Below are 21,754 nucleotides of genomic sequence, written 5' to 3'. Positions count from 1 at the left end.
TGGTTTGTCATTGTCTATCTAGCCGTTGCACAAATTCAATGCCCTCCATGATAAAATGTGTCATAGTTAGCCATTATAGTTCAGGAAATTTTCTGGTCTCCCCAGTATTTAGGGTTGAATTCATGAATAGATGTGTGAACACTCCGCAAGGTCTATTACCGGGACAGGATTTTGCATGATTAATGAATACAGGCGCCTTTGTGTGTTCCTGTGGGGGATCGTGTGACATCGACCTCGAAGCGGTTCGGGACGGTGTCGACGATGTCGATGTTGTCGCCAGTTCCGAACTGCTCTGTCAGGACGGCTTGGCGGGGATGTCGCAGGTCATCGAGGAGTACGATCTCGATCAGGTCATCGCGACGACGCCGGAACCGTCGTGTCAGGACCGCATCCGCGGGCTTGCCGACGAACACGACCTTCATCCCGAGGCATCGGTGTTCGTCGACCATCGGGAAACCAGCGCCTGGGTCCACGACGAGGCAGCGGCCACCGACAAGACGGCCCGTCTCATCAACGCGAAACAGGCCGGCCTCCGTGAGGAAGCGCCGTCGCGAACGGTGTCGAAAGACGCTGGGAACCGCGTCGCTGTCGTGGGCGACCCCGGCGCGGCGCGGTCACTGACCGACGATGCCGACGTGTTGTTCATCGCGGACGGGCGGGATTTCGCCGACGTTGACGGGCTCGGTGACGTGACGATGGAACGCGGGCGCGTCGTCGACATCGAGGGCTCCTACGGCGAGTACGAGCTCACGTTAGAGGCCCGCGTCACCGACGACTGTATCGACTGCATGGACTGTGTGCGCGAGGGGCCGGATGGGATGGTGACGGAGTTCCCCGTTGATATCCATCCGGACGCGCCCGACGGCGAGTGGACGAACACCTGCCCGACCGACGCCATCGATCTGGACGGCGTTACCCGTACTGTCGAAGTCGACCAGGTCATCTACCCCGGCGGCCGCGACGACGCTCGCGGCGGCCGGCTGGGCTTCTACACCGGGCCGGTCGACGCCGGAACCATCGCCGCAGTCGAATCGCAACTGGGCGGCATCGAGAAACCACAGTTCCTCGACCTCGAGGTGGATGTCTGTGCGGCCGGGGCATCCAGTCAGGAGGGATGTACGGCCTGCGTCGACGCCTGCCCTCACGGCGCGGTCGACCGACCGACTATCGACTCCGTGGAGTTCGATGAGGTGGCCTGCGAGAACTGCGGGGCCTGTACGAGTTCCTGTCCGACGGGCGCGACACAGCTCCGCGAGCCCTCGAACCGACGGCTCGCCCGCGAAGTCGAGGCGTTGCTGGAAGACGATTCCGACGAGGGCTTGCTCTCGCGGGGCGACAGCGCAGGTATCGACACCCAGGTCATCGCGTTCGTCTGTTCGGAGTACGCGATGGACCGCCTGCGGGCGCACGGACGCAAGGCCGTGCAGTCAGGCGACCTCGACTACCCGCCTATCCTTCCGGTTTCGGTCAACTGCACGGACACGGTCGGCGAGGCACATGTCATGCACGCGCTTGCGGCCGGTGCGGACGGCGTCGCCGTCGTCGGCTGTGGCGGCTCGTGTCTGCACTCCGGCCCGGATCCCAAGCAAGAGCTAGTTGACCGGCTCAATCAGGCGACAACCGACCTTGGGCTCGGTGACCGGGTCGGCTTCTTTGCGCCCGAGGCCGGCAACCCCGAGGCGTTCGTCGGGTCGCTGTCCGGGTTCGTCGAGTTCGGGCTCGACGAGACACCGATTCCGGCCGGCGGCTACGAGGCGACCGGCCGCAGCGACGCCGACCGGGAGGACCCTCGCCCAAACCCCGATTTCGACAGCCACGGCTGGACCTTGGAGAGCGTTCGAGCTATTCTCGACCACGTCGAGCCCGAACGCGAGGTGATTCGCGGGCTGAAGGACTTCGGGGTTATGGATGTCAACGACGCGTGTACGCTGACGCCGACCTGTACGAACCTCTGTCCGACCGGCGCCATCCAGCGGACCGGTGAGGGCGAACTGGCGTTCAACCACGCGGACTGCGTCAACTGCGGCCTCTGTGAGGAGGGCTGCCCGGAAACGGCGATTACGATGCACGACGGACTGGACCTCTCCCTGCTTCCCGAGAACAGGGGCGGCGAGGCTTGGGTGACCGTCCACGAGGGCGATATGCTGGAATGTGTCCGCTGTGGCAAGCCCTTCACCAGCGTCGCCTCCGCCGACAAGATTGAGGAGGAGGTCGGCGATCAGGTCGAGGGTCTGGCTCCCGATGCCGACCACTCCGTCTTCGAGTACTGTAGCGACTGCCGGAGTCGTCTGCTGTTCGACCAGGGGGAGAAACGATGAACGACGCGGCCGTCTACGAGGCCCGCCTCGAACTGGTGGATTTCGTTATCGACGTGTTCTGGGACGTGCCCGAGGAAGCGTTCGTCGAGCGACTGTTGAGCGGCGAGGTGCAACTGCCGGAAGAGTCCATCAACGACCAGCTCGACGAGGGCTTCGAGATGCTTGCGTCGTGGATCGACGAGAACGCCGATCAGTCGGTTTCGGCGGTGCAGGACACCCTCGAACGAGAGTACACGGACCTGCTTGTCGGCCCGCGACCGCCGGTGTTGCCCCACGAGACGAATTACCGCGAGGACACGGAGTTCATCGGGGAAGGGCTCGCCGAGGTCGATGCCAGCTACGCCGCGGCGGGCTGGGCACCCCCCGAGAACTACCCCGAAGAGGACGACTTCATCGCCGTCGAAATGGCGTTCCTGCGGTATCTCATCGAGCGCCAGCGAGAGGGCGACGAGGAGACCGTCGGCTACGAGCGGGTGTTCATTGAGCAACACCTCAGCGAGTGGGTTGTCGAATTCGCCGACGAGATGCGCGACGAGGCCGATGACGGACTGTTCCTCGCAGCGGCGCTCATCTGTGAAGGGCTCGTCCGCTTCGAGGACGAAATCGTCGCCCAGATCGGCTAGCAGGGTGGCTACCGGATTCGGAGCACGAGCCCGACGCTTGCGATGAGCCCGACAGCCATCAGAACCTTCACCGCGGGCAGCAGGAACGCCATCGCCTGTTCCATGAGAAAGAGCGACCGCCAGGTGTTGACCGACTGTGCGATGACCGCGACCGCTCCCGCGCCCGCGACCAGTACGCAGAGAAGCGTGACCGAGGCGGCCGCGACGACCCCGAATGGGTTCGCACGCAATCGCTCACGCATCGGGGACCACCCGCCGACCGACGACGAGAACTACGAACAGCGGGACGAGGACGACCAGCAGTCGGCTGACGAACAGCCCGATGTAACTGATAGTCGATTCGAGGTGAATCTGCCAGTGCCAACTTCCCTTGAGCTCGGCGATGAGGCCGATCGTGCCGACGACAAGCAGTGACAACGCCAGTAGCGTAGCAAGGGTGTAGACGAGAATTCGGAGATAGCCGAGAAGTGACGCGGCAGTCAGCCGGGAGTTCGATTGTTCGGTGGCCATCAGGTACCGTCCCCAGCCCAGTGCTGCTGATAGATATCGTACGTGATGACAGCGAGGACGACCAGCCCGACACCGAGGACTGCCGCACCCATATCGGGTGGAAACGGGAGGTTAAGTCCCGATTCCGAGTGCATGAGTGTAGTTAACATGAAGTGAGGTACGGACTGGCAAGTAAAAAACCGTTGTGACCTGTTCTCATGAGACAAAGTTTTTCTCCGCGTAGCCCTACCCTGTGATAGTATACCATGACTTCGCGCCGTGGGCTGCTACTTCGGCTCTCCGCACTCACCGGAGCGGCCGGTCTCAGCGGCTGTTCATCCCTGCTAGCCAGGCAAGCGGAGTCGCCGACGGGTGACCTCGACCCGAACCCGCGGGCCGACGACCTCCCGATACGGCAACACGCCTGGAACGAGCGCCTTCGGAGCGACGGCGCTGGCAACGACCTGTTGCCACGTCATTTCCGACTGTTCATGCTCGACCTTGATGCCGCCCCGTCGGATTCTGCCGCGGAGACCGTCGAGCTAGCGATGCGGACGCTGGAGGACGCCTACGAGTTCAACAGTGCAGGGCTCCTGCATATGCTCGGCTGGGGGACGAGTTATTTCGACACCTACGGGTCGCTCGATTCGTCCCCGATACGCAGCCCGCGGGTCCTCTCCCGGACCGACGACCCCGACTTGCAGTCTTTCGACGCGATGCTCGTCCTTGCGAGCGACGTTCCGTCGAACCTCGCCGCCGCCGAGTCGGCGATGTTCGACACGCGGCCGAGGCTTGCGGATGCGGAGGTGCAGGGTCGACTCGGCGACGTGTTCTCTGTCGCAGACCGCCGCGGCGGGTTCGTCGGCGAAGGGCTTCCAGCGGCCCACGCCGACGCGGAAGGCGTCCCCGCCGATATCCCCGAAGAGTCACATATGTTCTCTGGCTTTTTTGCCGGCCGGGCCGGCACGCAGGCCAGCGAGGACCGCGTCACCATCGACGACGGCCCCTACGCCGGCGGGACGACAATACACCTCTCACGAATCAACGAGGCCTTCGACAACTGGTGGGAGCTGGCCCAGTCAGACCGCGTCAAGCGACTGTTCTCGGCGGAGTTCTCCCCGGAGGACATCGACAGAGGGAGCCTCCCCTTCGCCGAGATGGTCCGCGAGCACGCGAGCAGCGAGGGAACGGTCGGCCACTTCGAGAAAGTGGCCCGCGCCCGCAAGGATGGGGAGCCGCTTCTCCTCCGGCGCGACTTCAACACGATTGACGGCGGCCAAGCCGGGATTCACTTCCTCTCGCTCCAGGAACGCCCGCGTGATTTCGAGGAAGTCCGGGACGCGATGAACGGCTGGTGGCTCCGGGAAGAACACGAAGAACTCCGGGACCGGCAGAACAACGGCCTGCTGGAATTTATCGAAGTCGCGTCACGCTCGAACTTCTACGTCCCGCCGCGTGACAGACGGGCCTTTCCGGCCCCATAGCTGTCGCTCGCGTGCAGGGTGAGCCACGAAAATAGGACAAGACCTGACGCCGATAGCGGTTCACTCCTCGTCGTCGTCCGATGTCGTGTCGTTCTGGTTCACGTCACCCGGCCAAACGCCGTGGTCCCAGACCTCGAAGTCGTTGAATGTCTCTGTCGCACCCTTGGGTTTCCACTCGCTTTTTTCGTGTGCCATTGTGTATCATCTGTCTCAGTGGTCGGGCTTAAGCTTTGGTGCCGTCACTCAGACGGCGTTCCCGGCGGTTTCTGCTCGTCCGTAACTTCATCAAGGAACGCGTTGGCGTAGAGGTCGACGTGCATCTTCAAGACCGCGCTCTCGTCGATGCCACTCTCTTCGGCCTGTCGACGGAGCAACGCGGCCAGTTCGGCTGTTGGTTCGTACCGTACCTCGCGACCGTCGACCTCGAACGCCACGTCGTGGGACTGTGAGACGAGGTGCTCGACCTCCAGTAACGCCTGCTCGACTTTCGTTTCCATCGCCTCGTCAATGTCCTCTAATCGCCGGTCAGCCCACTCCTCGGCGGCCGCATACAGTCGGTCACTCACCTCGAAGGCGAGCGTCAAAACGACACCCCCTCACCCTCGAACTCGGGCGTCCACAGCGTCGTCTCCTCACACACTGGACAGTCCTGTCGGCGCGGCTGTCCCTCGAACGCCGAGAGGTCTATCATCTGGCCGCATTTCTCGCAACTGTAGTAGGTCATTCTTCGGATGGCGGCCACGACTGTGGGGCCGGGTCCGACTCGGTTATCTCGGAGTACAGGACCACGAGCGCTCCGAGCACGATGGTCAACACCAGCACCCCGGCGATGCCGCCCAGCGCGTTCTGGCCGACATACGTTGCTGTGCCGGTCGCGAGGTCGATGGTCGACAGTACTTCGAACAGCGTCAGTAACAGCCAGACGAAGGCACCCAGTACCACGAACGTGAGTATCTTCGACTGTCGGACCGCGGTTCGGAGTGTCATTGTCGTTCGTGTATGACAATGACCAGCAAGCATTATAAATATACGGCGTCACTCATCAGCGAGGTCCCAGTCCGCTTTCTCGGCGGCGTCGGCGAGTGGGATGAACTCCCAGCCGGTCCGCTCTGCAATCGGCTCGTCGTCCGGGCGGCCGACGAGGACCATCCGCTCGGCGTAGAACATAGAGTGCTTGTCGATGTCGGCAAGTCGCTCGGCTGGCTCCTGGCCCGCGCCGCTGAAGAAATCGGCGTCGATGCCATGGTCGCGCTGGAACTTGTTGATGACGAACGCCTCCACGTCGCCGACGATACCGACCCAGTCGGCCCATCCCCGCGCCTCACGGAACACCAGTTGCGGGTCGGCGAACTGCCGGGCCGCGTCGTAGGTCACGGCCATCGTCATGTCGTCGATACCGCCGCCGTGCGGACCGCTCGCTTCGACAGACGCCTCGCCAGCAGCGGGGTCCTCGGCGACGTTCGAGGCCGGGTCAGTGTCAGTCGCGGCTGCGCCGCCCGCGCCGCCGCTGTCCGTCGGAATGCCGACCGGCTTGTCTTTGTTCTCCCGCGGGACGTGGGGGACCGGCTGTCCCCCGGGGTCTGCGCTGGCCGTCTCTCCGCTGTTCCTCTCGGCATCAGTGGCCGCGTCGGGACTCGTATTTATGGCTGCAGCGGGACTGCCAGCCTCGGCGTCGCTGTCGGGCCGTACCGATTCAGTCCCAGTTGCTCCGGTGTCGGGTTCATCCACGGGGTCGCCTTCATCGCTCCAGAACCAGTCGCCCCGGTTCGGCGTCTCTTCGTCGTCCTGTACGTCGAGTTCATCGAGGTCTATTTCGTCTGTCATTCTCCGAGTGCTGTGTCCGCTGGTAGTGTCGACTGGTCGACGGCGTCCGCGAGGCCGAGCCGTTCGATTGTCTCGGGAGTGGGGTGGCCATCGGCGTCCCAGCCCCGTTGCCTGTAGTACTCATCAAGCATCGCGTCGAAGGATTCGGTGTCGATTGCCGCGCCAGCGTTCGGGCCAGAATCAAGCGGTTCCTGCAGCTTTGCCGGCAGTTCGTCGTCGGCCCGCGAAATACCCTCGCGGACGTTGAACAGGCGCGTGAGTGTCCAGACCCGCTCGCCAACTGTCGCAAGGTCGCCGTCCGTGTCCAGTCCGACTGCATCAAGCCACTCAGCGCCGAGGTCGTCGAACGCGTCGCCGACGAAGTCGTCCACGACGAGACACCACAGCACCGAACGCTGGTCCTGTTCGCGGATGACGGCCGCGGCCGCCCGCTCGGGGCCCCAGTTGCCATCGAACCCCTCCCGCTCGATGGGGAGCGCCCGCCGATGACAGGCCCCGCGGTCGCTGGTCGCGTACGCCAGTGCCATGCTCCGTGCGCCGCGGGGGTCGTACGCGGGCAGTTCCATGGCCTTGACCGTCGGCAGGAGGTCGTCCCCGCCTAGACGGGCCGAGGCCGCGTCAACGCCGTCGGCCAGAGCGTCGCCGAGCGTCGACTCCCGCGCGACGATTTCTTCGAGGAGCGCTCGCGCGTCGTCAGGACTCCCGTAATCGAGCGATTCCGCAAGCAGGCCGGCGTCGCCGGCTTTGATAGCCCACGCGACGGCGCTTCCGGCGCTGATGAGGTCGAGCCCCAGTCGGTTGCATGTCTCGCCCAGCGTCGCCACGGCGTCGAAGTCGTCGATGCCAAGCCCGGCCCCAAGGCTCATCGCCGTCGCCCCGCGGGGCACGGTCTCGCCATCTTCAGTCTGGACGCGAAAGCCGCCGGGACTGTCCGCGTCGTCGTACTCTCGGCCCGCGGCAAGTTCCTGTACGGCCTCGATACCGACGCTGTCGGCCCCCTCGAACTGGCCGTCTTCCCAGCCGCGCGTCGAGAGCGCGCCGATCGCGTTGGCGAAATCGACTGTCTCGACGGTCCCGCTGGCGTTGAGCCACTGTCCGGTGTCGCCCTCGCGGTACCGCTTGGCGTACTGCTCCCGTAGCTCCGCGAGGTCCGTCGGCGGCTCACCGCGGACGACGACGGCTTTCAGCCGTTTTGCGCCCATCACTGTTCCGGCACCGCCCCGCCCCGCGTGGTGTTCGCCGCCGTCAGAAGCGATAGTCGCGAACGCGACGCCCTGCTCGCCCGCCGGGCCGATACACGCCACCGCAGCCTCGGGGAACGCTGCGTCGGTTTCGGCTGTATCCTGCCCCCACGTCTCGGCGGGTTCGACCGTCGCGCCGTCGGCCTCGACGACGAGTTTGACCGGCTCCGAAGCGCGCCCGGTGACAAGAATCCCGGTGTGGTCCTGCAACGCGCCGGCCAGCGTGTCCGGGAACGTCCCGCCCGCATAGGAGTCGAGGAAGCCGCCAGTCAGGGGCGACTTCGTGACCGCCGCGTAGCGTGTCTCGCCGGGGAGCAGCCCGGAGACCGGCCCGAGCATGAACAACAGGATGTTCTCGGGGCCTAGCGGGTCGGTGCCGGCGTCGAGTTTGTCGTACAGGTACCGAGCGCCGAGTCCCTTGCCGCCCACAAACTGGCGACGCCAGGCCTCCGGAACCGGACAGCTCTCGACCGATGCCGACGACAGGTCGACGTGGAGCATCCGGTCCCGATTAGCTACTGTCATCATACCTCACTCTTCCGTCTGTCGACTAAAGGATTACCCACAGCACCAAGCACCTTTGTGCCAGACCCGAGAAGGCAGGGTATGCGCGCAGGTGTCATCGTTGCGGGCGGTCGGTCGACGCGGTTCGGCGACAGCGACAAAGCCGTCGCCGACCTCGCTGGGACACCGATGGTCCGCCGCGTCGCCGACCGCCTTGGCGAAGCCGTCGACGAACTCGTCGTGAACTGCCGCGAGGACCAGGTCGAGGCCATCGACACGGCGCTATCGGACCACACGCTTGAGCCGACGTTCGCGCTCGATGAGGACCCCGACCAGGGACCGATGGCTGGCATCGCGACCGGGCTGGGGGCCGTCGACAGCGAATACGCTGCGGTGGTGGCCTGCGATATGCCCTTTGTCGACCCAACGTTCGTCGACTACCTGTTCGAGCGAGCGGCGTCCCACGAGGCCGCAGTCCCACGTCCGGACGAGTGGTTTCAGACGACACAGGCGGTGTACCACGCCGACGCAATGCATGACGCCTGTCAGCGAGCACTGGAGCGCGGTGAGCACAAAATCGTCGAACCGTTGTTCGACCTTGAGTACGTTGTCGTTGAGCGCGAAGACGTGCTCGCACACACTTCACTGGATACGTTCAAGAACCTCAACACCCGTGAGGAGTTCGAGGCCGCGGCCGAGCGGTTCTGAACGAGCGGGGCCGGTGTCGCCTCGCTCTCAGACGACTGCCACCAGCGGGTCGTCGCTCCGCATCTCAGCAAGGACGACACGCGACACGTCGGCTTGGTCGTGAATCGCCTCGGCAACGGCCCGCGCGCTTGTTTCGAGTCCCGCGTCATCGACCATGTTGAGCAGCGGAACCGCGGTCGCGTTGGCTGGCACGTCTTTCAGCCCGCCCTGCTCGTGGGCGAGGACCGCAGCGACGTCTTGCGGTCGAATCTCGTCACCGCGAGCGAGCCCGGTAATCGCGGTAACTTCGTCGACCCGGTGGACGATGTCGTCGGTCAAGGGTTCGCCGACGACGTGGGCGCTGGCAATCGGGACGACGGTCGAGGCCGACGTGGGGAGCTGTGGCTCGCGGTCGCTCGGCGCTTTGAACTCTCGCATCCGTGCGCCGTCGGCTTTCACCAGAATCGGATGGTCGATATCAGCCAGGTCGGCAACAGTCCCCGGGTCGTAGCCGCGGTAGCGGTCCGGTCGCTCCTGTGCCGGGACGACGCCTAGCGGCCACGCAGACGCCTCGTCAATGGCTGTCCGTGGGGTTTCCGTCACGACAACGTCCTCGACCCACCCGTCGAAAATCGGAATCCGAACCGTCGCGGTGACGACGGCGTGTTCTAGTCGCGCTGCGAGCGTCGCCATCGTCGTTTTCTTGCCCCCAGCGCCGACAAAGCAGATGGTCCCATGTCGTGCGTCTAGCGCGTCGACGATGTCCATACGCAGTACACGGCGGTCGCCTGATTAATCATTACCCCGTGTCCGATGACGGAACCGGACCAGTCACGCCATTTAATAGGCTGTGCTGTGAACAGTTAGCAAGGATATGCTCGAAGACGACTTCGGTCGCGAGGTCTCCGGTGTCCGCGTCTCCCTCACCGACCGGTGTAACTTCGACTGCGTCTACTGCCACAACGAGGGGCTGGGCGACACACGGGGCCCGATGGAGGCACAGGACGACGAACTCACTGCTGACACCATCGTGGCCTTCCTCGAAGTCGCCGCCGAGTTCGGCGTCGACTCGGTGAAGTTCACCGGCGGGGAGCCGATGCTCCGGGAGGACCTGGAGGAAATCGTCCGGCGCGCCCCCGACGAGATGGAGGTGTCGATGACGACCAACGGCACCTTCCTCCCCGGCCGCGCCCCGGACCTCGTCGACGCAGGTCTTGAGCGGGTCAACGTCTCACAGGACGCTCTCGACAGCGAGGCCTTCGCCGAACTGACCCAGAGCGGGGCCTACGACCGCGTCCTCGAAGGGGTCGAAGCGGCGCTGGACGCTGGCCTCGAGCCGGTAAAGCTCAACATGGTCGTCTTCGAGCCGACCGCGGGCTACGTCCCGAAGATGGTCGACCACGTCGCCGAGAACCCCGGTCTCCAGCTCCAGCTTATCGAGTACATGCCGGAACTGGCGGGCCATCCGGAGTGGGCTATCGACATCGACCGCGTCCACGACTGGCTCGAAGACCGCGCCGACAAGGTCGAACACCGCGAGATGCACGACCGCAAGCGCTACTGGATGCACAGCGGCGAGGCGACGGTCGAAGGTGATAGTGCCTCCACCTCGCTGGCCGCGTCCGACGGCGGGATACGAACGGAGCCGGTCAACAACCACAACAGCGGGATGGTCGAAATCGTCGACCCCGTCGGCAACGAGAACTTCTGTGCGAACTGTCATCGCGTGCGGCTCACCCACGACGGCTACCTCAAGGGCTGTCTGAACCGCAACGATGACCTGCGTGACATCGGCACGACCAAAGAGTCGATGCGCGCCGCGTTCCGCGAGACGGTCGACACTCGCGTCCCCTACTACGGCGAGTACATGATTGAAACCGAGGACGGCGAGTGGGAGATAAACGAGGAGTACATCGACACCGACGGGGACCGTGCGCCCTACGAGTACTCGGAGTAGCGGCCGCCGCGGAGGGGTTCGCTCACTGTTTCGCCGTCGGACACGACCGTCATGAGTTTCACGTTCCGCGACCAGACGACAGTTTCGCTGTCGTGGAATGAACTGACCGGCGCAATCGGGGACTCGGCGACGGTACTCCCAGTTGTTGTCGCCGTCGCCGTGCTGACGAAGCTCTCGCTCCCGGTCATGCTCGTCTGGTTCGGCGTTTTTCAGGTCGTCTGGGGGCTGTACTACGGTGTTCCCATATCAGTCGAGCCGATGAAGGCGTTCGCCGCGCTGGTCATCGCCGGGACCATCTCGACTGGCGAACTCGTCGTTGCAGGGCTTTTGCTGGCCGGCATCCTGCTCGTCCTTGGAACCACACAGTCGCTCGAAGTGGTCAATCAGTACGTCGACGATACCGTTGTCCGCGGGGTGCAACTCGGCGTCGCGCTGGTCCTGCTCGAAACCGGCGTGGGCCTCGGACTCAACGACCCAAGACTCGTGGCTGTCGCCGTTGGCATTGTTGCCGTCCTTGCGGTGGTCGGCCACAGCAGGCAGAGCGCCTTCGCCGTTTTTGTCCTTGGAGCCGCCATCGCCCTCGCGGAGACCGGGGTTCCGACGCCGGCCGTCCCAGCGGTTGAGGCCATGTTTATGCTTCCGACAATGACGCTATCGTTGCAAACGGGGGAGGCCGTCCTCGCACAGATCGCGGTCACGGTCGGCAACGCCGCCCTCGCCACGTCGGTCCTGCTCGCCGATTATTTCGACCGGGACGTATCTGCGGACCAGCTCTCGAACAGCATGGGGCTGATGAATCTGGTCGCGGTCCCTTTCGGCGCGTTCCCGATGTGTCACGGGAGTGGCGGCGTCGCCGGGAAGTACGCATTCGGGGCCAGAACGCCCGGCGCGAATCTGCTACTCGGTGCGGGCTACGTGCTGACTGCGTTCCTCGCCGTCGGCGTCATCTCGGCCTATCCGACGGCGCTACTCGGGGTCATTCTGGTACTGATCGCACTCCAACTGGGCTGGACCGGGGTTTCCAGCACGGATGACTTGGCAGTTGTCGCTGCAATCGGTGTCGTCGGCGTGCTCGTCAACCTCGGCCTCGCGCTCGTCCTCGGCGTCCTCGTCCAGCAACTGCGTGCCCGACTGTAACTCAGCGGCTGGCCCCCACACGCTTGTAGCAGGAGCCCGAAGGGTCGACCGATAAATGCGCCCCGCAACAGAACTTGAAAATCTACTCGGAGAGGCGGAGTCGCTCACGATTGTCTGTCACAACAACCCTGACCCCGACTGTCTGGCCAGCGCGCTCGCGCTCGGTCGCATTGCGGCCGCCGTCGGCATCGACGAACGACGCATCCTCTACAGCGGCGAGATATCACACCAGCAGAACCGCTCGTTCGTCAATCTGCTGGAGATGGACATTCAGGAGTTCGATAGAGCCGACGTGATTGACCGGGACCCTTCGGAACTACTCGCCTTCGTCGACCACTCGATTCCAGGGGCGAACAACCGGGTTCCCGATGATGTCTCGGTCGATATCGTTGTCGACCATCACCCCGCCGAGGATATCAGCGCCCGGTTCGTCGACCACCGGGTGGAGATCGGGGCGACGGCGACGATACTGACCGAGTACCTGCGGGACCTCGAAATCGAACTCGACGACCGGCTGGCGACAGCGTTGCTGTTTGCCATCCGCCGGGAGACGCTGGGATTCCTGCGCGGCGTGACGCCGGATGAGTACGGGGCGGCCGGCTTTCTGACGGACACGGCCGATTCGGACCTGTTGCGACAGCTCTCTTCGCCGTCGATCAGCGGTGCAACCGTCGACGCTATCGCGGACGCAATCGGAAACCGGACAGTCCGCGGGTCGGTGCTGATTTCACACGTCGGCCGGACGCCCGAGCGGGACGCCCTGCCGCAGTCGGCTGATTATCTGGCGACGCTTGAGGGCGTCGAGGCGGCCATCGTCTTTGGCATTGTCGAGGACACGATTCAGCTCAGCGCCCGCTCGACGGACTCCCGGGTCAACATCGGTGACATTCTGAGTGAGTCCCTGAGCGATGTGGGGAGCGCAGGGGGACACCGCGAGATGGCCGGCGGCGAAATCCCGCTTGGCATCTTCGCCGATTACACGAGCGACGACACCGTGCTTGTCGATATTGTCGAGCAGGTGATTTCGGCGCGGCTCTTTGCCGGGTTGAATCTCTCGGAAGACAGCTAAGCCGCTGTTCAGGACAGCCGGAACGTTTCTAGGTTCTTCGGGTTGTGCGTCCGCATGTTGAACTTCTGGTACAGCGCCGAAGAGAGCTGGTTCGTCGTGGACGCGTCGCCGTGGACACAGAGGATCTTCTCCGGCCGCGGGTGCATTGTCTCGACGAACGACTCAAGCCCCTGTCGGTCGGCGTGGCCGGAGAAGCCATCGACCGTCTCCACGTTGAGTCTGAGGCTCACCCGCTCGGCGCGTGGCCCGCTCGTGTCGCCAAGGGTGATTTCGTCCTGTCCGCGCTGAATCTGGCGACCGAGGGTGCCTTCGGCCTGATAGCCGACGAACGCCATCGTGCTGTCCGGGTCGCTGCCCAGCAATCGGAGCCAGGACATCACGGGGCCGCCGGTGACCATTCCGGAGGTAGTCAGGATAATAGCCGGTTCGTCGTCGGCGATGTCCTGTCGCATCTCGTCGCCGCCGTCGACCTGCTCGAACTGCTCGGCGAGGAACGGGTTCTCGTCTTCGTAGAGGATTCGCTGGCGGAGGTCGTCCCGGAGGTACTCCGGGTACGCGGTGTGGATAGCCGTCGCCTCCCGAATCATCCCGTCGAGGTACACCGGCATCGTCGGAATATCGCCCTTCCGCATCGCTTCTTCGAGGACAAGCATGAGTTCCTGCGACCGCCCCACGGCGAATGCCGGAATCAGTACCTTGCCGTCGTTCTCGTAAGACTCGTTGATAACGTCTCTGAGAACCCGTTCGGAGTCAGACTGGTCGGTCTGGTAGTCGTTCTTGCCGCCGTAGGTCGACTCCAGCACGAGCGTCTCGACGCGGGGGAAGTCGTTGACGGCCCCGTCGAGCAGGCGGGTGTCTTTGTAATGGATGTCCCCGGAGAAGGCGACGTTGTAGCGGCCCTCGCCGATATGGAAGTGACACACTGCCGACCCAAGGATGTGGCCGGCGTTGTGCATCGTGAGCTTGATATCCGGCGCAATGTCGGTGACGTTGCCGAACTCCAGCGGAATCGTGTGTTTCAGTGCGTCCCGGACCTGCTGGCTCTCGTAGGGCGGTGTCCGCCCTTCCTTCGAGGCCACGTCGAGGTAATCCAGCTGGAGCAAGCCCATCAGGTCCCGCGTCGGTGCAGTCGTGTAAATCGGCCCGTCGTAACCGTATTTGAACAGAATAGGAATGAGCGCGGAGTGGTCGAGGTGGGCGTGTGTCAGGACGACGGCATCGAGGGAGTTCGGCCCCGCAGCGAGCGCTTCGGGAGCCTGGAGATACGGAACCTCGCCCTCAGCGCCGGGTTTGTCGCCACAGTCGATGAGGATGCGGGACTCCGGCGTCGAGAGGATGAAGGCGGCGCGCCCGACCTCACGACAGCAGCCGAGCGTGGTGAGTCGAACCCAGTCCTCGTCGCTCGTGGTTGGGCGGTTGATCTGTCGACCGACGCGCTGGAGGATATCTCGGCGTTCTTCGCGTTCCTGTTTGAGGTAGTTCCGGACGTTCGAGACAGTCGAGGACTCCATCGGCGGCGTCCGGACGACCTCGGGGGTCCAGCCGACGGATGCAGAAATCTCGTCCAGCGTTGCCCCGTGGCGGCCGATGACGCGACCGGGCTTTTCGGCCTCAATAAATACCTCGCCCGTCTGGCGGTCGAAATCCAGATTCTGGACGCCGGCGTCCTCGGGAATCGTCTGCGTGATTTGGGCCCGGGCTTCGTTCGGCGGCACGAGGGCTTCCTGCGTGGGGCGAACGTTGATGCGTTTGCGGAGCGTCTGTGCAAGATTTCTGACGATGCCGTCGCGGTTGGCGACCGTCTGCGCGTCCGGCGTGTAAATAACTAGTTCCGGCCCCTCGAACGCGACCGATTCGATTTCGATGTCGTCTGGTGTCTCTTCTTCGACCTGTGCTTTGATTCGATCAAGTGTCTCGTCTGCGGAACTCATAAGTTTGGAGATGGAGGCCCGATAGCCGTCGGAAAACCACGGCTCTCGACTGCCGTTATCTAGCGGGAGTGCAAGCACGGTAAAGAACCTTTGCTTGTCTCGTTATGTCATCGCGTGGTCGTGTCTCGGCAAGAACCGGCGAATTTTAGTGTGGGACTGCGAGTTGTATCTATATGGGCTTTGGTAGCTACGATGAATCCGAACAGAAAGACAACGACGTAGACGCGGACGACAGCGAGGGTGTTGCGGTCCACGAGAACGACCACGACGGGTCGGTCTCCTTCGAGACGGAGGCGACCACGAGCGACCTCGTCGACAAGCTCGGCGACATGAAAGACGAAGATGAAGAGTAACGCCGCCACTTCCGGCCGCGCTTACTGACCGACTTTTTGTGCAAGTTCGCCGCGCTCGTCGAGCTGTTCGAGGATATCACTGCCACCGATGAACTCCCCGTCGACGAACGTCTGTGGGATCGTTTCGCGCCCGCTGTGGCGCTCCAGAGCTTCCCGATAGGCGTCGGTCGCTTTGAGCACGTCCACTGTCTCGATGTCGTCGCGGTGTTGTTGCAGTAGTGCGAGTGCCTTCTTCGAGTAGCCACACTGTGGCATCAGCTCGTTGCCTTTCATGAACAGCACGACCTCGTTGTCCTCGATGACACTGTCTACCTGCTCCGTGACCTCTTCCGGGGAAAGTTCTTCGGGCTCGAATGCCATACCGCCACTAACGGCGTCGGCAATAAAGGCGTACCGACGGGGCGAGTGAGGCCCCATCACCGAGACCCGGCTACTCTGCTTCCGCAGGTGTCAGCGTCGTCAGCTCGATGGCGTGAATGTCGCGAGTGAGATGGTCCCCCAGCGCGTCGTGGACGAGCTGGTGCTGGTCAACTAGCGACTCCCCTTCGAACACCGGCGAAACCACGCGTACGGCGTAGTGTTTGTCGTCGTCAGGGTCCCGCGGTGTGGTGACCGTCGCCTGTGCTTCCGGAAGCGCTTCCTCGATGAGTTCGGCGACCGCATCCTCGTCCATACGCGTTCTGAAGAGAGCGGCGGGCAAAACAGTTGGCGTCACAGTCGCGTCGTGGGCACCAACTGAGCGACAGTACCCGGTCGAAGGCGGCCAGTCACAGGGGTACAAGCCCGCCAGTCACGACCGGTTTGACCAACCGATTCACGTCCGCGTCTGTGGTGACCGGCTGTGAATCCCTGTCGGCTGAACCACAGGTGTTTGTGCCCCGGATGCGTAGACCGCATATGAGCGACGCAACGCTCGTCTACGACGACGACTGTGGCTTCTGTACATGGTGGGCGGACTTCATCGGCGAACGGTCTGATCTCGAAATCGTTGGCTTCTCTGCGCTCGGCGACGACCTGCTAGAGCGACTCCCAGACGACTACGAGTCCTGTTCGCATCTGGTGACCGAGGAGGACGTGTATTCCTGCGGGAAATCCATCGAAACCGCGCTTACATACACCGAACTCGGCAAGCCAGCACGACCGCTGGTCTCGTTCCTCCGGCAGTTCGAGGACTACGAGCGGTTCCGCGAGCGGGCCTATCGACAGGTCGCGGATAACCGTTCGAAGTGGGGGAAGGTCATGTCAAAGACGCCGCCAGCGCGCAGGGATAACTCGGACTGACGCCACATTCCCAAAACTGCTGGACGACGTTCACACATCGATCAGCGGTAGTCCGCGACAGTCGCCCGTCCACTCACCTCATCAGTTGCTGGTGGGTCGGCTTCATACAGCGGTCCTGAACGACGCGGCGGCCAGCCGCTTCAGCGCGTTCGACGGCGTCGTCGTCGTGGATACCAAGCTGGAGCCAGATGACGGCGTCGTCGTCGCGTTCTAGGGCCGCGTCAACGATGTCGCGGACCTCATCGCTGGGCCTGAACACGTCAACGATGTCTATTTCACCCGGAACCTCTGCCAGTGAGTCGTAGGCCTTCTGCCCGAATATCTCGTCAGCGAAGGGGTTGACCGGAATTACTTCGTACCCCTGTTCGCTAAGGTACTTCGGAATCTCGTGGGCGTCCTTGCCGGGGCTGGTCGAGCACCCGACGACGGCGACACGGTCATATTCGAGAATCTCCCGGAGTTCGTCGTCCGAAGTAACAGGCATACACGAAGGTTCGTCGGGCAGCAACAAAAGGGATTGCCTGCTGGACCTACTCCGCGGGCTCGTCGGCCTCTGTCGGTTCCTGCAGGTACGTCTCGCCCCACGCCGCCATTTCGGTGATTACGGACTCCAGCGACTCCCCGTGTTCGGTGAGCGAATAATTGACGCGAAACGGCTGTTCGTTGATTACTTCCCGGTCGACGAGCCCTTTCTCCTGCAGGTCTTCAAGGCTGTCAGAGAGGACTTTAGAAGAAATCCCATCGACGTTCTCTTTGAGTTCGTTAAAGCCTGATGGGCCGTTATCAAGCAATCGGTGGATGATAACGGGGTGCCACTTCTTCCCGATAAGGGACGCCGTCGTGGTTATGGGGCACCAGTCCTCGCCAGCACACCAGACGGAGAGCTTCTCTGGTGAATCGCTCATATCTTGTCGGGATTTCGGCCGCGGCCGGCTAATAACTACCCCTGTGCAAGTAGCCGGACTCCATCGTTTGGGAACCACATCGAGAGACTCAGCAGGACATCGCACACTGAGGCCTACCCAGAGCTATGAGCTATTATACCCGAGTGTGTCCCTCTCCGCTATTTCCTGCGGCGCGGTTACGCTGGGAGAGAGTAGCCATATTTTTCTCCGGTTATTCAGTGTATTCTTGTATGGTTGCAGTCACCGTGTGGAACGAAAATCAGCATGAACGGGCGACAGGCCCGGCCAATGCGATGTACCCCGACGGGATCCACACGACGTTGGCTGAGACGCTTACTTCGTACGGCCACACCGTTCAGACAGCGACACTCGATGACCCAGCCCACGGACTGACCGAGACGGTGCTCGCCGAAACTGATGTGTTACTGTGGTGGAGCGATATCGCCCACGATGTTGTTAGCGATGCGACTGCGAACCGCGTCGAGCAGGCCGTCCGTGACGGGATGGGGTTCATCCCGCTCCATTCCAGTCACGAGTCGAAGCCGTTCGAGGCACTCATGGGGGGGACTGGCACCCTGCGCTGGCGCGAGGAGGGCGAGCGTGAGCACGTCTGGGTCGTCGAAGCGAGCCATCCTATTACCGATGGACTACCCGAGGAGTTCGAACTCGAACGTGCCGAGATCTACGGAAAGGGGTTCGACCTGCCGACACCGGACACGCTAGTGACTGTAAGTTGGTGTGACGACGGCACGGTGTTTCCCAGCGGGTGTTGTTACTACCGTGATGCAGGAAGAATATTCTACTTTCAGCCCGGCCACGAGACGTTTCCAGTGTACCACCGGCCGGTCGTCCAGAAGCTCTTGCACAACGCCGTTACGTGGGCCGCGCCGAATGAGCCCGACCGCCCCTGCGCCGGACAGTCCTGACAAGCAGCACAATTGTTATGCTGGCCATTGGCCCCCGGATGACCCGTCTCCTGTTCAATTGACTGGCTGGAAACGGCGGCCTGAATCCGCACGTAGGTGATTAGGAGGGGTTTTCAGGAACAGTAGGAACTGTTTGCGCTCAGGAGGGGGAGCGAAGGTGACTGCAAACTTAGGGGGCTGGGTCACAACCGCGAGCCAGCATGCGAGGACAACAGCAAAGCCGTGGACCGATTCCAAAGGGTTTGTATCTAATGACTCCGGAGAGTGGCCTATGACAGAGAACGTAGTGGTGCTTGGTTCGGGGTACGCCGGCGCGGGGGCAATAAAGAGTTTCGAGGACGAGTTAGATGGCCAGACGGACGTTGATGTGACCTGGATTTCTGAGACGGACTATCATCTGGTCTTGCACGAGTCTCACCGCTGCATCCGGGACCCGAGCGTGCAGGAGAACATCGCCATCCCTGTCCACGAAATCAAGCAGCCGTCGACGTCATTTATTCAGGACGAGGTCGTCGGCATCGACACCGACGCCCAAGAAGTGGCCCTCGCCGACTCCGACACCGTCGAGTACGACTACTTGCTCGTTGGGCTGGGCTCCCAGACGGCCTTCTTTGGCATCGAGGGCCTCAAAGAGCACGCTCTGACGCTCAAGAGCCTCGACGACGCGCTTGAAATCCACGACAAGATTCAGCAAGCGGCCCGCGAAGCCTCCACAAACGACCCAGCACAGGTCGTCATCGGCGGCGCTGGCCTCTCCGGCATTCAGACCGCCGGCGAGGTTGCCGAGTTCCGCGACGAACACAACGCGCCAATCGACATCCACCTCGTCGAAGGCCTCGACCAGGTCTTGCCCAACAGCGACCCGGAACTGCAGGGTGCCCTGCGCAAGCGTCTGGAAGCCGCCGACGTGAACATCAAGTGCGGGGAGTTCATCGGCGAAGTCGACGAGGAGACGGTCTACATCGGCGACGAGGACGAACTGGAGTACGACGTACTGGTCTGGACGGGCGGCATCACCGGCCGCGATTGTATGCAAGACGTCGACCTGGACAAGGACGAGCGCAACCACCGCGTCCACGCAGAAGGGAACTTCCAGACCGAGGATAAACACGTCTTCGCGATCGGCGACTCGGCGCTGATCGACCAGCCGGGCGACCAGCCCGCCCCGCCGACCGCGCAGGCCGCCTGGCAGGCCGCCGAAGTCGCCGGTGAGAACCTTGCTCGCGCCGTGCGAGGCCAGCCGCTGAAGACGTGGACCCACAAGGACAAGGGCACGGTTGTTTCGGTCGGCGAGAAAGCCGTCGCCCACGACGTGGTGAACATGCCTATCGAGACGTTTGGCGGGATGCCGGCGAAACTGCTGAAGAAAGCGATTGCCGCCCGCTGGATCAACGACATGACCGGTGTTGGTCGGGCCGCCAAGGCCTGGCCTGACATGTAGCGAGTACCTTTTTACGTCACCTCCCCTCCTCGCGCCTCCGGCGCTGCGGGGAGCAGGGTCGTAAAAATCTACGCTAAAAACGACCTCCGTGTCGCGTTCTGCGAACGCGCTCGGAGTGAAACCGCGCTCGCTCCGCTCGCGCGGTATGCCGTGTCTGCCACCTTCCCCAGTAGCTATTGATATATGCCGCCGTCTGTAGGTCGCTACCAAGCAGACTCTAACACGCCGACAATATCGTCCCGGGTTGGCTCCAGCCCCGACGGGACGTTCATCATGAAGGCGTCTTCAAGGACGGCATCGGCGACTTCGGGAAACTCCGCCCGGTCGGGGCCGGCTACGTCCCGGAGTTGTGTTGGCAGTCCCAGCGTCGTCACTACCTCACTGACTCGGTCAACGACCGCCGTACCAGGGTTGTCAGCGTCGCCGACCCCGAGTGCGTCGGCCAGAAGTGACCGCCGGCCGTCGACCTGCTCGAAGAGGTACGAGAGCGCGTGCGGAGCAATGATTCCGTGAGCCGCGCCCTGCTGGACGTCGTCGGTCCGGGTTAGTCCGTGGCCGAGGGCGTGGATCAGCGAGAGCGTCGTCCCGTTGGCCCGCGAGATACCGTACTGGACGAGCATGAGTCCCTGCGTGACCGACTGGTACACCCATGGGTCGTCGTCACCGTTACCGAACGCGAGCAGGCCTTCTGTGAGAAGGTCGAGGCCGTGCGACGCTGTGGCGTCGGTTATCGGAGTTGCGTTGGCCGCGTACAGCGTCTCGATACCTTTGTCGAACCCGTTCATCGCCGACGCCGCGAGGACCGACCGGGGCGTCGTCGCAATCAGTTCGGGGTCGTAACAGGCGGCCGCGGGCATCAGTTCCGGGTCACTGACACCGCCGCTGGCCGGTTCGTCCACAGGACAGGTGTCTGGTGCGGCTGTGACGCCAGCAACGATAGAGAGGTCAGCGCCGGCCAGCGTCGTCGGGACGGCGATAATCGGTGGCAGTGCTGCTTCGGGGACAGCTATCGTTCCGGAATCAGCGAACGCCGTGCCGACAGCGGTTGGGTCGCGGTCGGTCGCCGCGAGAATACTGATGATTTTTGCCACGTCGAGGCTGCTCCCGCCGCCGACGGCCACGAGACAATCGGCGTCAGCCTCGCGGAAGCGTTCGAGCCCGTCGTACGCAGTGCCGAGCCGCTTGGCTGGCGTTGTCTCCGCGAAGACGCCGGCAAGTCGGTCACCGAGTCCGTCCCGAACAGGGTCCATCACGGCCGGCGTCTCACCGACGGTAGTGCCACAGACGACCAGTGCACGGTCGTAGCCCTGCTCGTCTAACTCCGTACCCAGCGACCGCACGGCGTCAGGGGCGTATCGGAGCGTCGCGGGGGCATACTCGAACCGAAACGGGGCCTCAAGGTCGCCGGCAACCGGTGTGTCGGCCATCGGTGTGACGCATTCGGCCCCGCTCGTCTTTAGGCCTTCAGGTCGCCAGAGCCGTCAATCGCCACAACTTTCGCTTTCGATGACTGCAACGCGGACACGTGACGGTCCCTTGCAGGACGGCAGCGTATTCTCGGCTGAAGTCCCCGCGTTCGGGTAA

27 protein-coding genes are annotated in these 21,754 nt (G+C 63.2%); 11 read left to right on the top strand and 16 right to left on the bottom strand.

What is annotated here, in order from left to right; all coding sequences use genetic code 11:
• Nucleotides 1-182: 182 nt before the first annotated feature.
• Nucleotides 183-2,318 (top strand): 4Fe-4S dicluster domain-containing protein, encoded by a 2,136-nt coding sequence (locus BDK61_RS11290; RefSeq protein WP_121303272.1) that lies wholly within the window; start codon nt 183-185, stop codon nt 2,316-2,318.
• Nucleotides 2,315-2,941 carry a TorD/DmsD family molecular chaperone gene (locus tag BDK61_RS11285; protein ID WP_121303271.1) on the top strand — a complete coding sequence of 209 codons (627 nt, stop codon included), beginning with the start codon at nt 2,315-2,317 and terminating at the stop codon, nt 2,939-2,941. The genes BDK61_RS11290 and BDK61_RS11285 overlap by 4 nt, the downstream gene beginning before the upstream one ends.
• A gap of 8 nt (nt 2,942-2,949) precedes the next feature.
• Here BDK61_RS11285 and BDK61_RS11280 read toward each other — a convergent pair whose 3' ends face one another.
• From BDK61_RS11280 to BDK61_RS23435, 3 genes are read right to left on the bottom strand one after another with little or no spacing between them, the layout of a single operon-like run.
• A complete protein-coding gene (locus BDK61_RS11280; protein WP_004956847.1) occupies nt 2,950-3,183 on the bottom strand; it encodes a hypothetical protein in 234 nt (77 codons plus the stop codon).
• Nucleotides 3,176-3,451: a hypothetical protein gene (locus tag BDK61_RS11275; RefSeq protein WP_011223557.1), complete on the bottom strand. Its 276-nt coding sequence runs from the start codon at nt 3,449-3,451 to the stop codon at nt 3,176-3,178. Before BDK61_RS11275 ends, BDK61_RS11280 begins: the two co-directional genes overlap by 8 nt.
• On the bottom strand, nt 3,451-3,600 hold the full coding sequence (locus BDK61_RS23435) for a hypothetical protein (RefSeq protein ID WP_011223556.1): 150 nt from the start codon (nt 3,598-3,600) through the stop codon (nt 3,451-3,453). The genes BDK61_RS11275 and BDK61_RS23435 overlap by 1 nt, the downstream gene beginning before the upstream one ends.
• A gap of 96 nt (nt 3,601-3,696) precedes the next feature.
• Between BDK61_RS23435 and BDK61_RS11270 the strand changes: the two genes are divergently transcribed.
• On the top strand, nt 3,697-4,914 hold the full coding sequence (locus tag BDK61_RS11270; protein WP_011223555.1) for a DUF7405 family protein: 1,218 nt from the start codon (nt 3,697-3,699) through the stop codon (nt 4,912-4,914).
• 60 nt (nt 4,915-4,974) lie between these two features.
• Here BDK61_RS11270 and BDK61_RS24180 read toward each other — a convergent pair whose 3' ends face one another.
• Genes BDK61_RS24180 through BDK61_RS11250 form a run of 6 tightly spaced genes read right to left on the bottom strand, consistent with a single transcriptional unit; the run spans nt 4,975 to nt 8,507 of the window.
• Nucleotides 4,975-5,109 (bottom strand): hypothetical protein, encoded by a 135-nt coding sequence (locus BDK61_RS24180; RefSeq protein ID WP_004956837.1) that lies wholly within the window; start codon nt 5,107-5,109, stop codon nt 4,975-4,977.
• Nucleotides 5,110-5,153: 44 nt separating this feature from the next.
• A complete protein-coding gene (locus BDK61_RS11265; RefSeq protein WP_004956834.1) occupies nt 5,154-5,498 on the bottom strand; it encodes a hypothetical protein in 345 nt (114 codons plus the stop codon).
• Nucleotides 5,495-5,638, bottom strand: a complete 144-nt coding sequence (locus tag BDK61_RS23430) for a hypothetical protein (protein ID WP_167467377.1) — start codon at nt 5,636-5,638, stop codon at nt 5,495-5,497. Before BDK61_RS23430 ends, BDK61_RS11265 begins: the two co-directional genes overlap by 4 nt.
• Nucleotides 5,635-5,901, bottom strand: a complete 267-nt coding sequence (locus BDK61_RS11260) for a hypothetical protein (RefSeq protein ID WP_004956823.1) — start codon at nt 5,899-5,901, stop codon at nt 5,635-5,637. Before BDK61_RS11260 ends, BDK61_RS23430 begins: the two co-directional genes overlap by 4 nt.
• 48 nt (nt 5,902-5,949) lie before the next feature.
• Nucleotides 5,950-6,738, bottom strand: coding sequence for a DUF7124 domain-containing protein (locus BDK61_RS11255; RefSeq protein WP_121303270.1), 789 nt, complete (start codon nt 6,736-6,738; stop codon nt 5,950-5,952).
• Complete coding sequence (locus tag BDK61_RS11250; RefSeq protein ID WP_121303269.1) at nt 6,735-8,507, bottom strand: aldehyde ferredoxin oxidoreductase family protein; 1,773 nt, start codon at nt 8,505-8,507, stop codon at nt 6,735-6,737. The genes BDK61_RS11255 and BDK61_RS11250 overlap by 4 nt, the downstream gene beginning before the upstream one ends.
• 78 nt (nt 8,508-8,585) lie before the next feature.
• On the opposite strand from BDK61_RS11250, the gene BDK61_RS11245 reads away from it, so the two are divergent.
• A complete protein-coding gene (locus BDK61_RS11245; RefSeq protein ID WP_011223550.1) occupies nt 8,586-9,191 on the top strand; it encodes a molybdenum cofactor guanylyltransferase in 606 nt (201 codons plus the stop codon).
• A 27-nt stretch (nt 9,192-9,218) separates the two neighbouring features.
• Here BDK61_RS11245 and yqeC read toward each other — a convergent pair whose 3' ends face one another.
• Nucleotides 9,219-9,938: a selenium cofactor biosynthesis protein YqeC gene (yqeC, locus tag BDK61_RS11240; RefSeq protein WP_121303268.1), complete on the bottom strand. Its 720-nt coding sequence runs from the start codon at nt 9,936-9,938 to the stop codon at nt 9,219-9,221.
• 106 nt (nt 9,939-10,044) lie between these two features.
• Here yqeC and moaA point away from each other — a divergent pair, with 106 nt between their 5' ends.
• Genes moaA through BDK61_RS11225 form a run of 3 tightly spaced genes read left to right on the top strand, consistent with a single transcriptional unit; the run spans nt 10,045 to nt 13,333 of the window.
• Nucleotides 10,045-11,127: a GTP 3',8-cyclase MoaA gene (gene moaA, locus BDK61_RS11235; RefSeq protein ID WP_121303267.1), complete on the top strand. Its 1,083-nt coding sequence runs from the start codon at nt 10,045-10,047 to the stop codon at nt 11,125-11,127.
• 51 nt (nt 11,128-11,178) lie between these two features.
• Nucleotides 11,179-12,264, top strand: a complete 1,086-nt coding sequence (locus BDK61_RS11230; protein ID WP_121303266.1) for a putative sulfate/molybdate transporter — start codon at nt 11,179-11,181, stop codon at nt 12,262-12,264.
• A gap of 55 nt (nt 12,265-12,319) precedes the next feature.
• Nucleotides 12,320-13,333, top strand: coding sequence for a DHH family phosphoesterase (locus BDK61_RS11225; RefSeq protein WP_121303265.1), 1,014 nt, complete (start codon nt 12,320-12,322; stop codon nt 13,331-13,333).
• Nucleotides 13,334-13,341: 8 nt separating this feature from the next.
• Here BDK61_RS11225 and BDK61_RS11220 read toward each other — a convergent pair whose 3' ends face one another.
• Nucleotides 13,342-15,264 carry a beta-CASP ribonuclease aCPSF1 gene (locus BDK61_RS11220; RefSeq protein WP_007187723.1) on the bottom strand — a complete coding sequence of 641 codons (1,923 nt, stop codon included), beginning with the start codon at nt 15,262-15,264 and terminating at the stop codon, nt 13,342-13,344.
• 173 nt (nt 15,265-15,437) lie between these two features.
• Between BDK61_RS11220 and BDK61_RS11215 the strand changes: the two genes are divergently transcribed.
• Nucleotides 15,438-15,617, top strand: a complete 180-nt coding sequence (locus BDK61_RS11215) for a DUF5786 family protein (protein ID WP_004516241.1) — start codon at nt 15,438-15,440, stop codon at nt 15,615-15,617.
• Nucleotides 15,618-15,638: 21 nt separating this feature from the next.
• Here the strand turns inward: BDK61_RS11215 and BDK61_RS11210 are convergent, their stop codons facing one another.
• Together BDK61_RS11210 and BDK61_RS11205 are read right to left on the bottom strand one after the other, a co-directional pair.
• Nucleotides 15,639-15,977, bottom strand: a complete 339-nt coding sequence (locus BDK61_RS11210) for a glutaredoxin family protein (RefSeq protein ID WP_004956798.1) — start codon at nt 15,975-15,977, stop codon at nt 15,639-15,641.
• Between the two features lie 70 nt (nt 15,978-16,047).
• The gene (locus BDK61_RS11205) at nt 16,048-16,290 is read right to left on the bottom strand and encodes a BolA/IbaG family iron-sulfur metabolism protein (RefSeq protein ID WP_004956795.1); all 243 of its coding nucleotides are present in this window, start codon (nt 16,288-16,290) and stop codon (nt 16,048-16,050) included.
• Nucleotides 16,291-16,514: 224 nt separating this feature from the next.
• Here BDK61_RS11205 and BDK61_RS11195 point away from each other — a divergent pair, with 224 nt between their 5' ends.
• Nucleotides 16,515-16,898: a thiol-disulfide oxidoreductase DCC family protein gene (locus tag BDK61_RS11195; RefSeq protein ID WP_004956793.1), complete on the top strand. Its 384-nt coding sequence runs from the start codon at nt 16,515-16,517 to the stop codon at nt 16,896-16,898.
• Nucleotides 16,899-16,971: 73 nt separating this feature from the next.
• On the opposite strand, the gene BDK61_RS11190 is transcribed toward BDK61_RS11195, so the two are convergent.
• Both BDK61_RS11190 and BDK61_RS11185 read right to left on the bottom strand, forming a co-directional pair.
• Nucleotides 16,972-17,382 (bottom strand): CoA-binding protein, encoded by a 411-nt coding sequence (locus BDK61_RS11190; RefSeq protein WP_121303263.1) that lies wholly within the window; start codon nt 17,380-17,382, stop codon nt 16,972-16,974.
• 46 nt (nt 17,383-17,428) lie between these two features.
• Entirely contained in the window at nt 17,429-17,803 is a 375-nt protein-coding gene (locus tag BDK61_RS11185) for a winged helix-turn-helix transcriptional regulator (RefSeq protein WP_004956789.1), read from the bottom strand.
• A gap of 230 nt (nt 17,804-18,033) precedes the next feature.
• Here BDK61_RS11185 and BDK61_RS11180 point away from each other — a divergent pair, with 230 nt between their 5' ends.
• Entirely contained in the window at nt 18,034-18,729 is a 696-nt protein-coding gene (locus tag BDK61_RS11180; protein WP_007187719.1) for a ThuA domain-containing protein, read from the top strand.
• Nucleotides 18,730-19,000: 271 nt separating this feature from the next.
• Nucleotides 19,001-20,170, top strand: a complete 1,170-nt coding sequence (locus BDK61_RS11175; protein WP_121303262.1) for an NAD(P)/FAD-dependent oxidoreductase — start codon at nt 19,001-19,003, stop codon at nt 20,168-20,170.
• Between the two features lie 203 nt (nt 20,171-20,373).
• Here BDK61_RS11175 and BDK61_RS11170 read toward each other — a convergent pair whose 3' ends face one another.
• Nucleotides 20,374-21,597: an iron-containing alcohol dehydrogenase family protein gene (locus BDK61_RS11170; RefSeq protein ID WP_121303261.1), complete on the bottom strand. Its 1,224-nt coding sequence runs from the start codon at nt 21,595-21,597 to the stop codon at nt 20,374-20,376.
• Nucleotides 21,598-21,754: the final 157 nt, after the last annotated feature.

Origin of the sequence: Haloarcula quadrata (genome assembly GCF_003634715.1) — an archaeon.
Classification (GTDB): domain Archaea; phylum Halobacteriota; class Halobacteria; order Halobacteriales; family Haloarculaceae; genus Haloarcula; species Haloarcula marismortui.
Note: the sequence above shows the minus strand (reverse complement) of the source record. Positions and strands in the feature narration are given on the sequence as shown.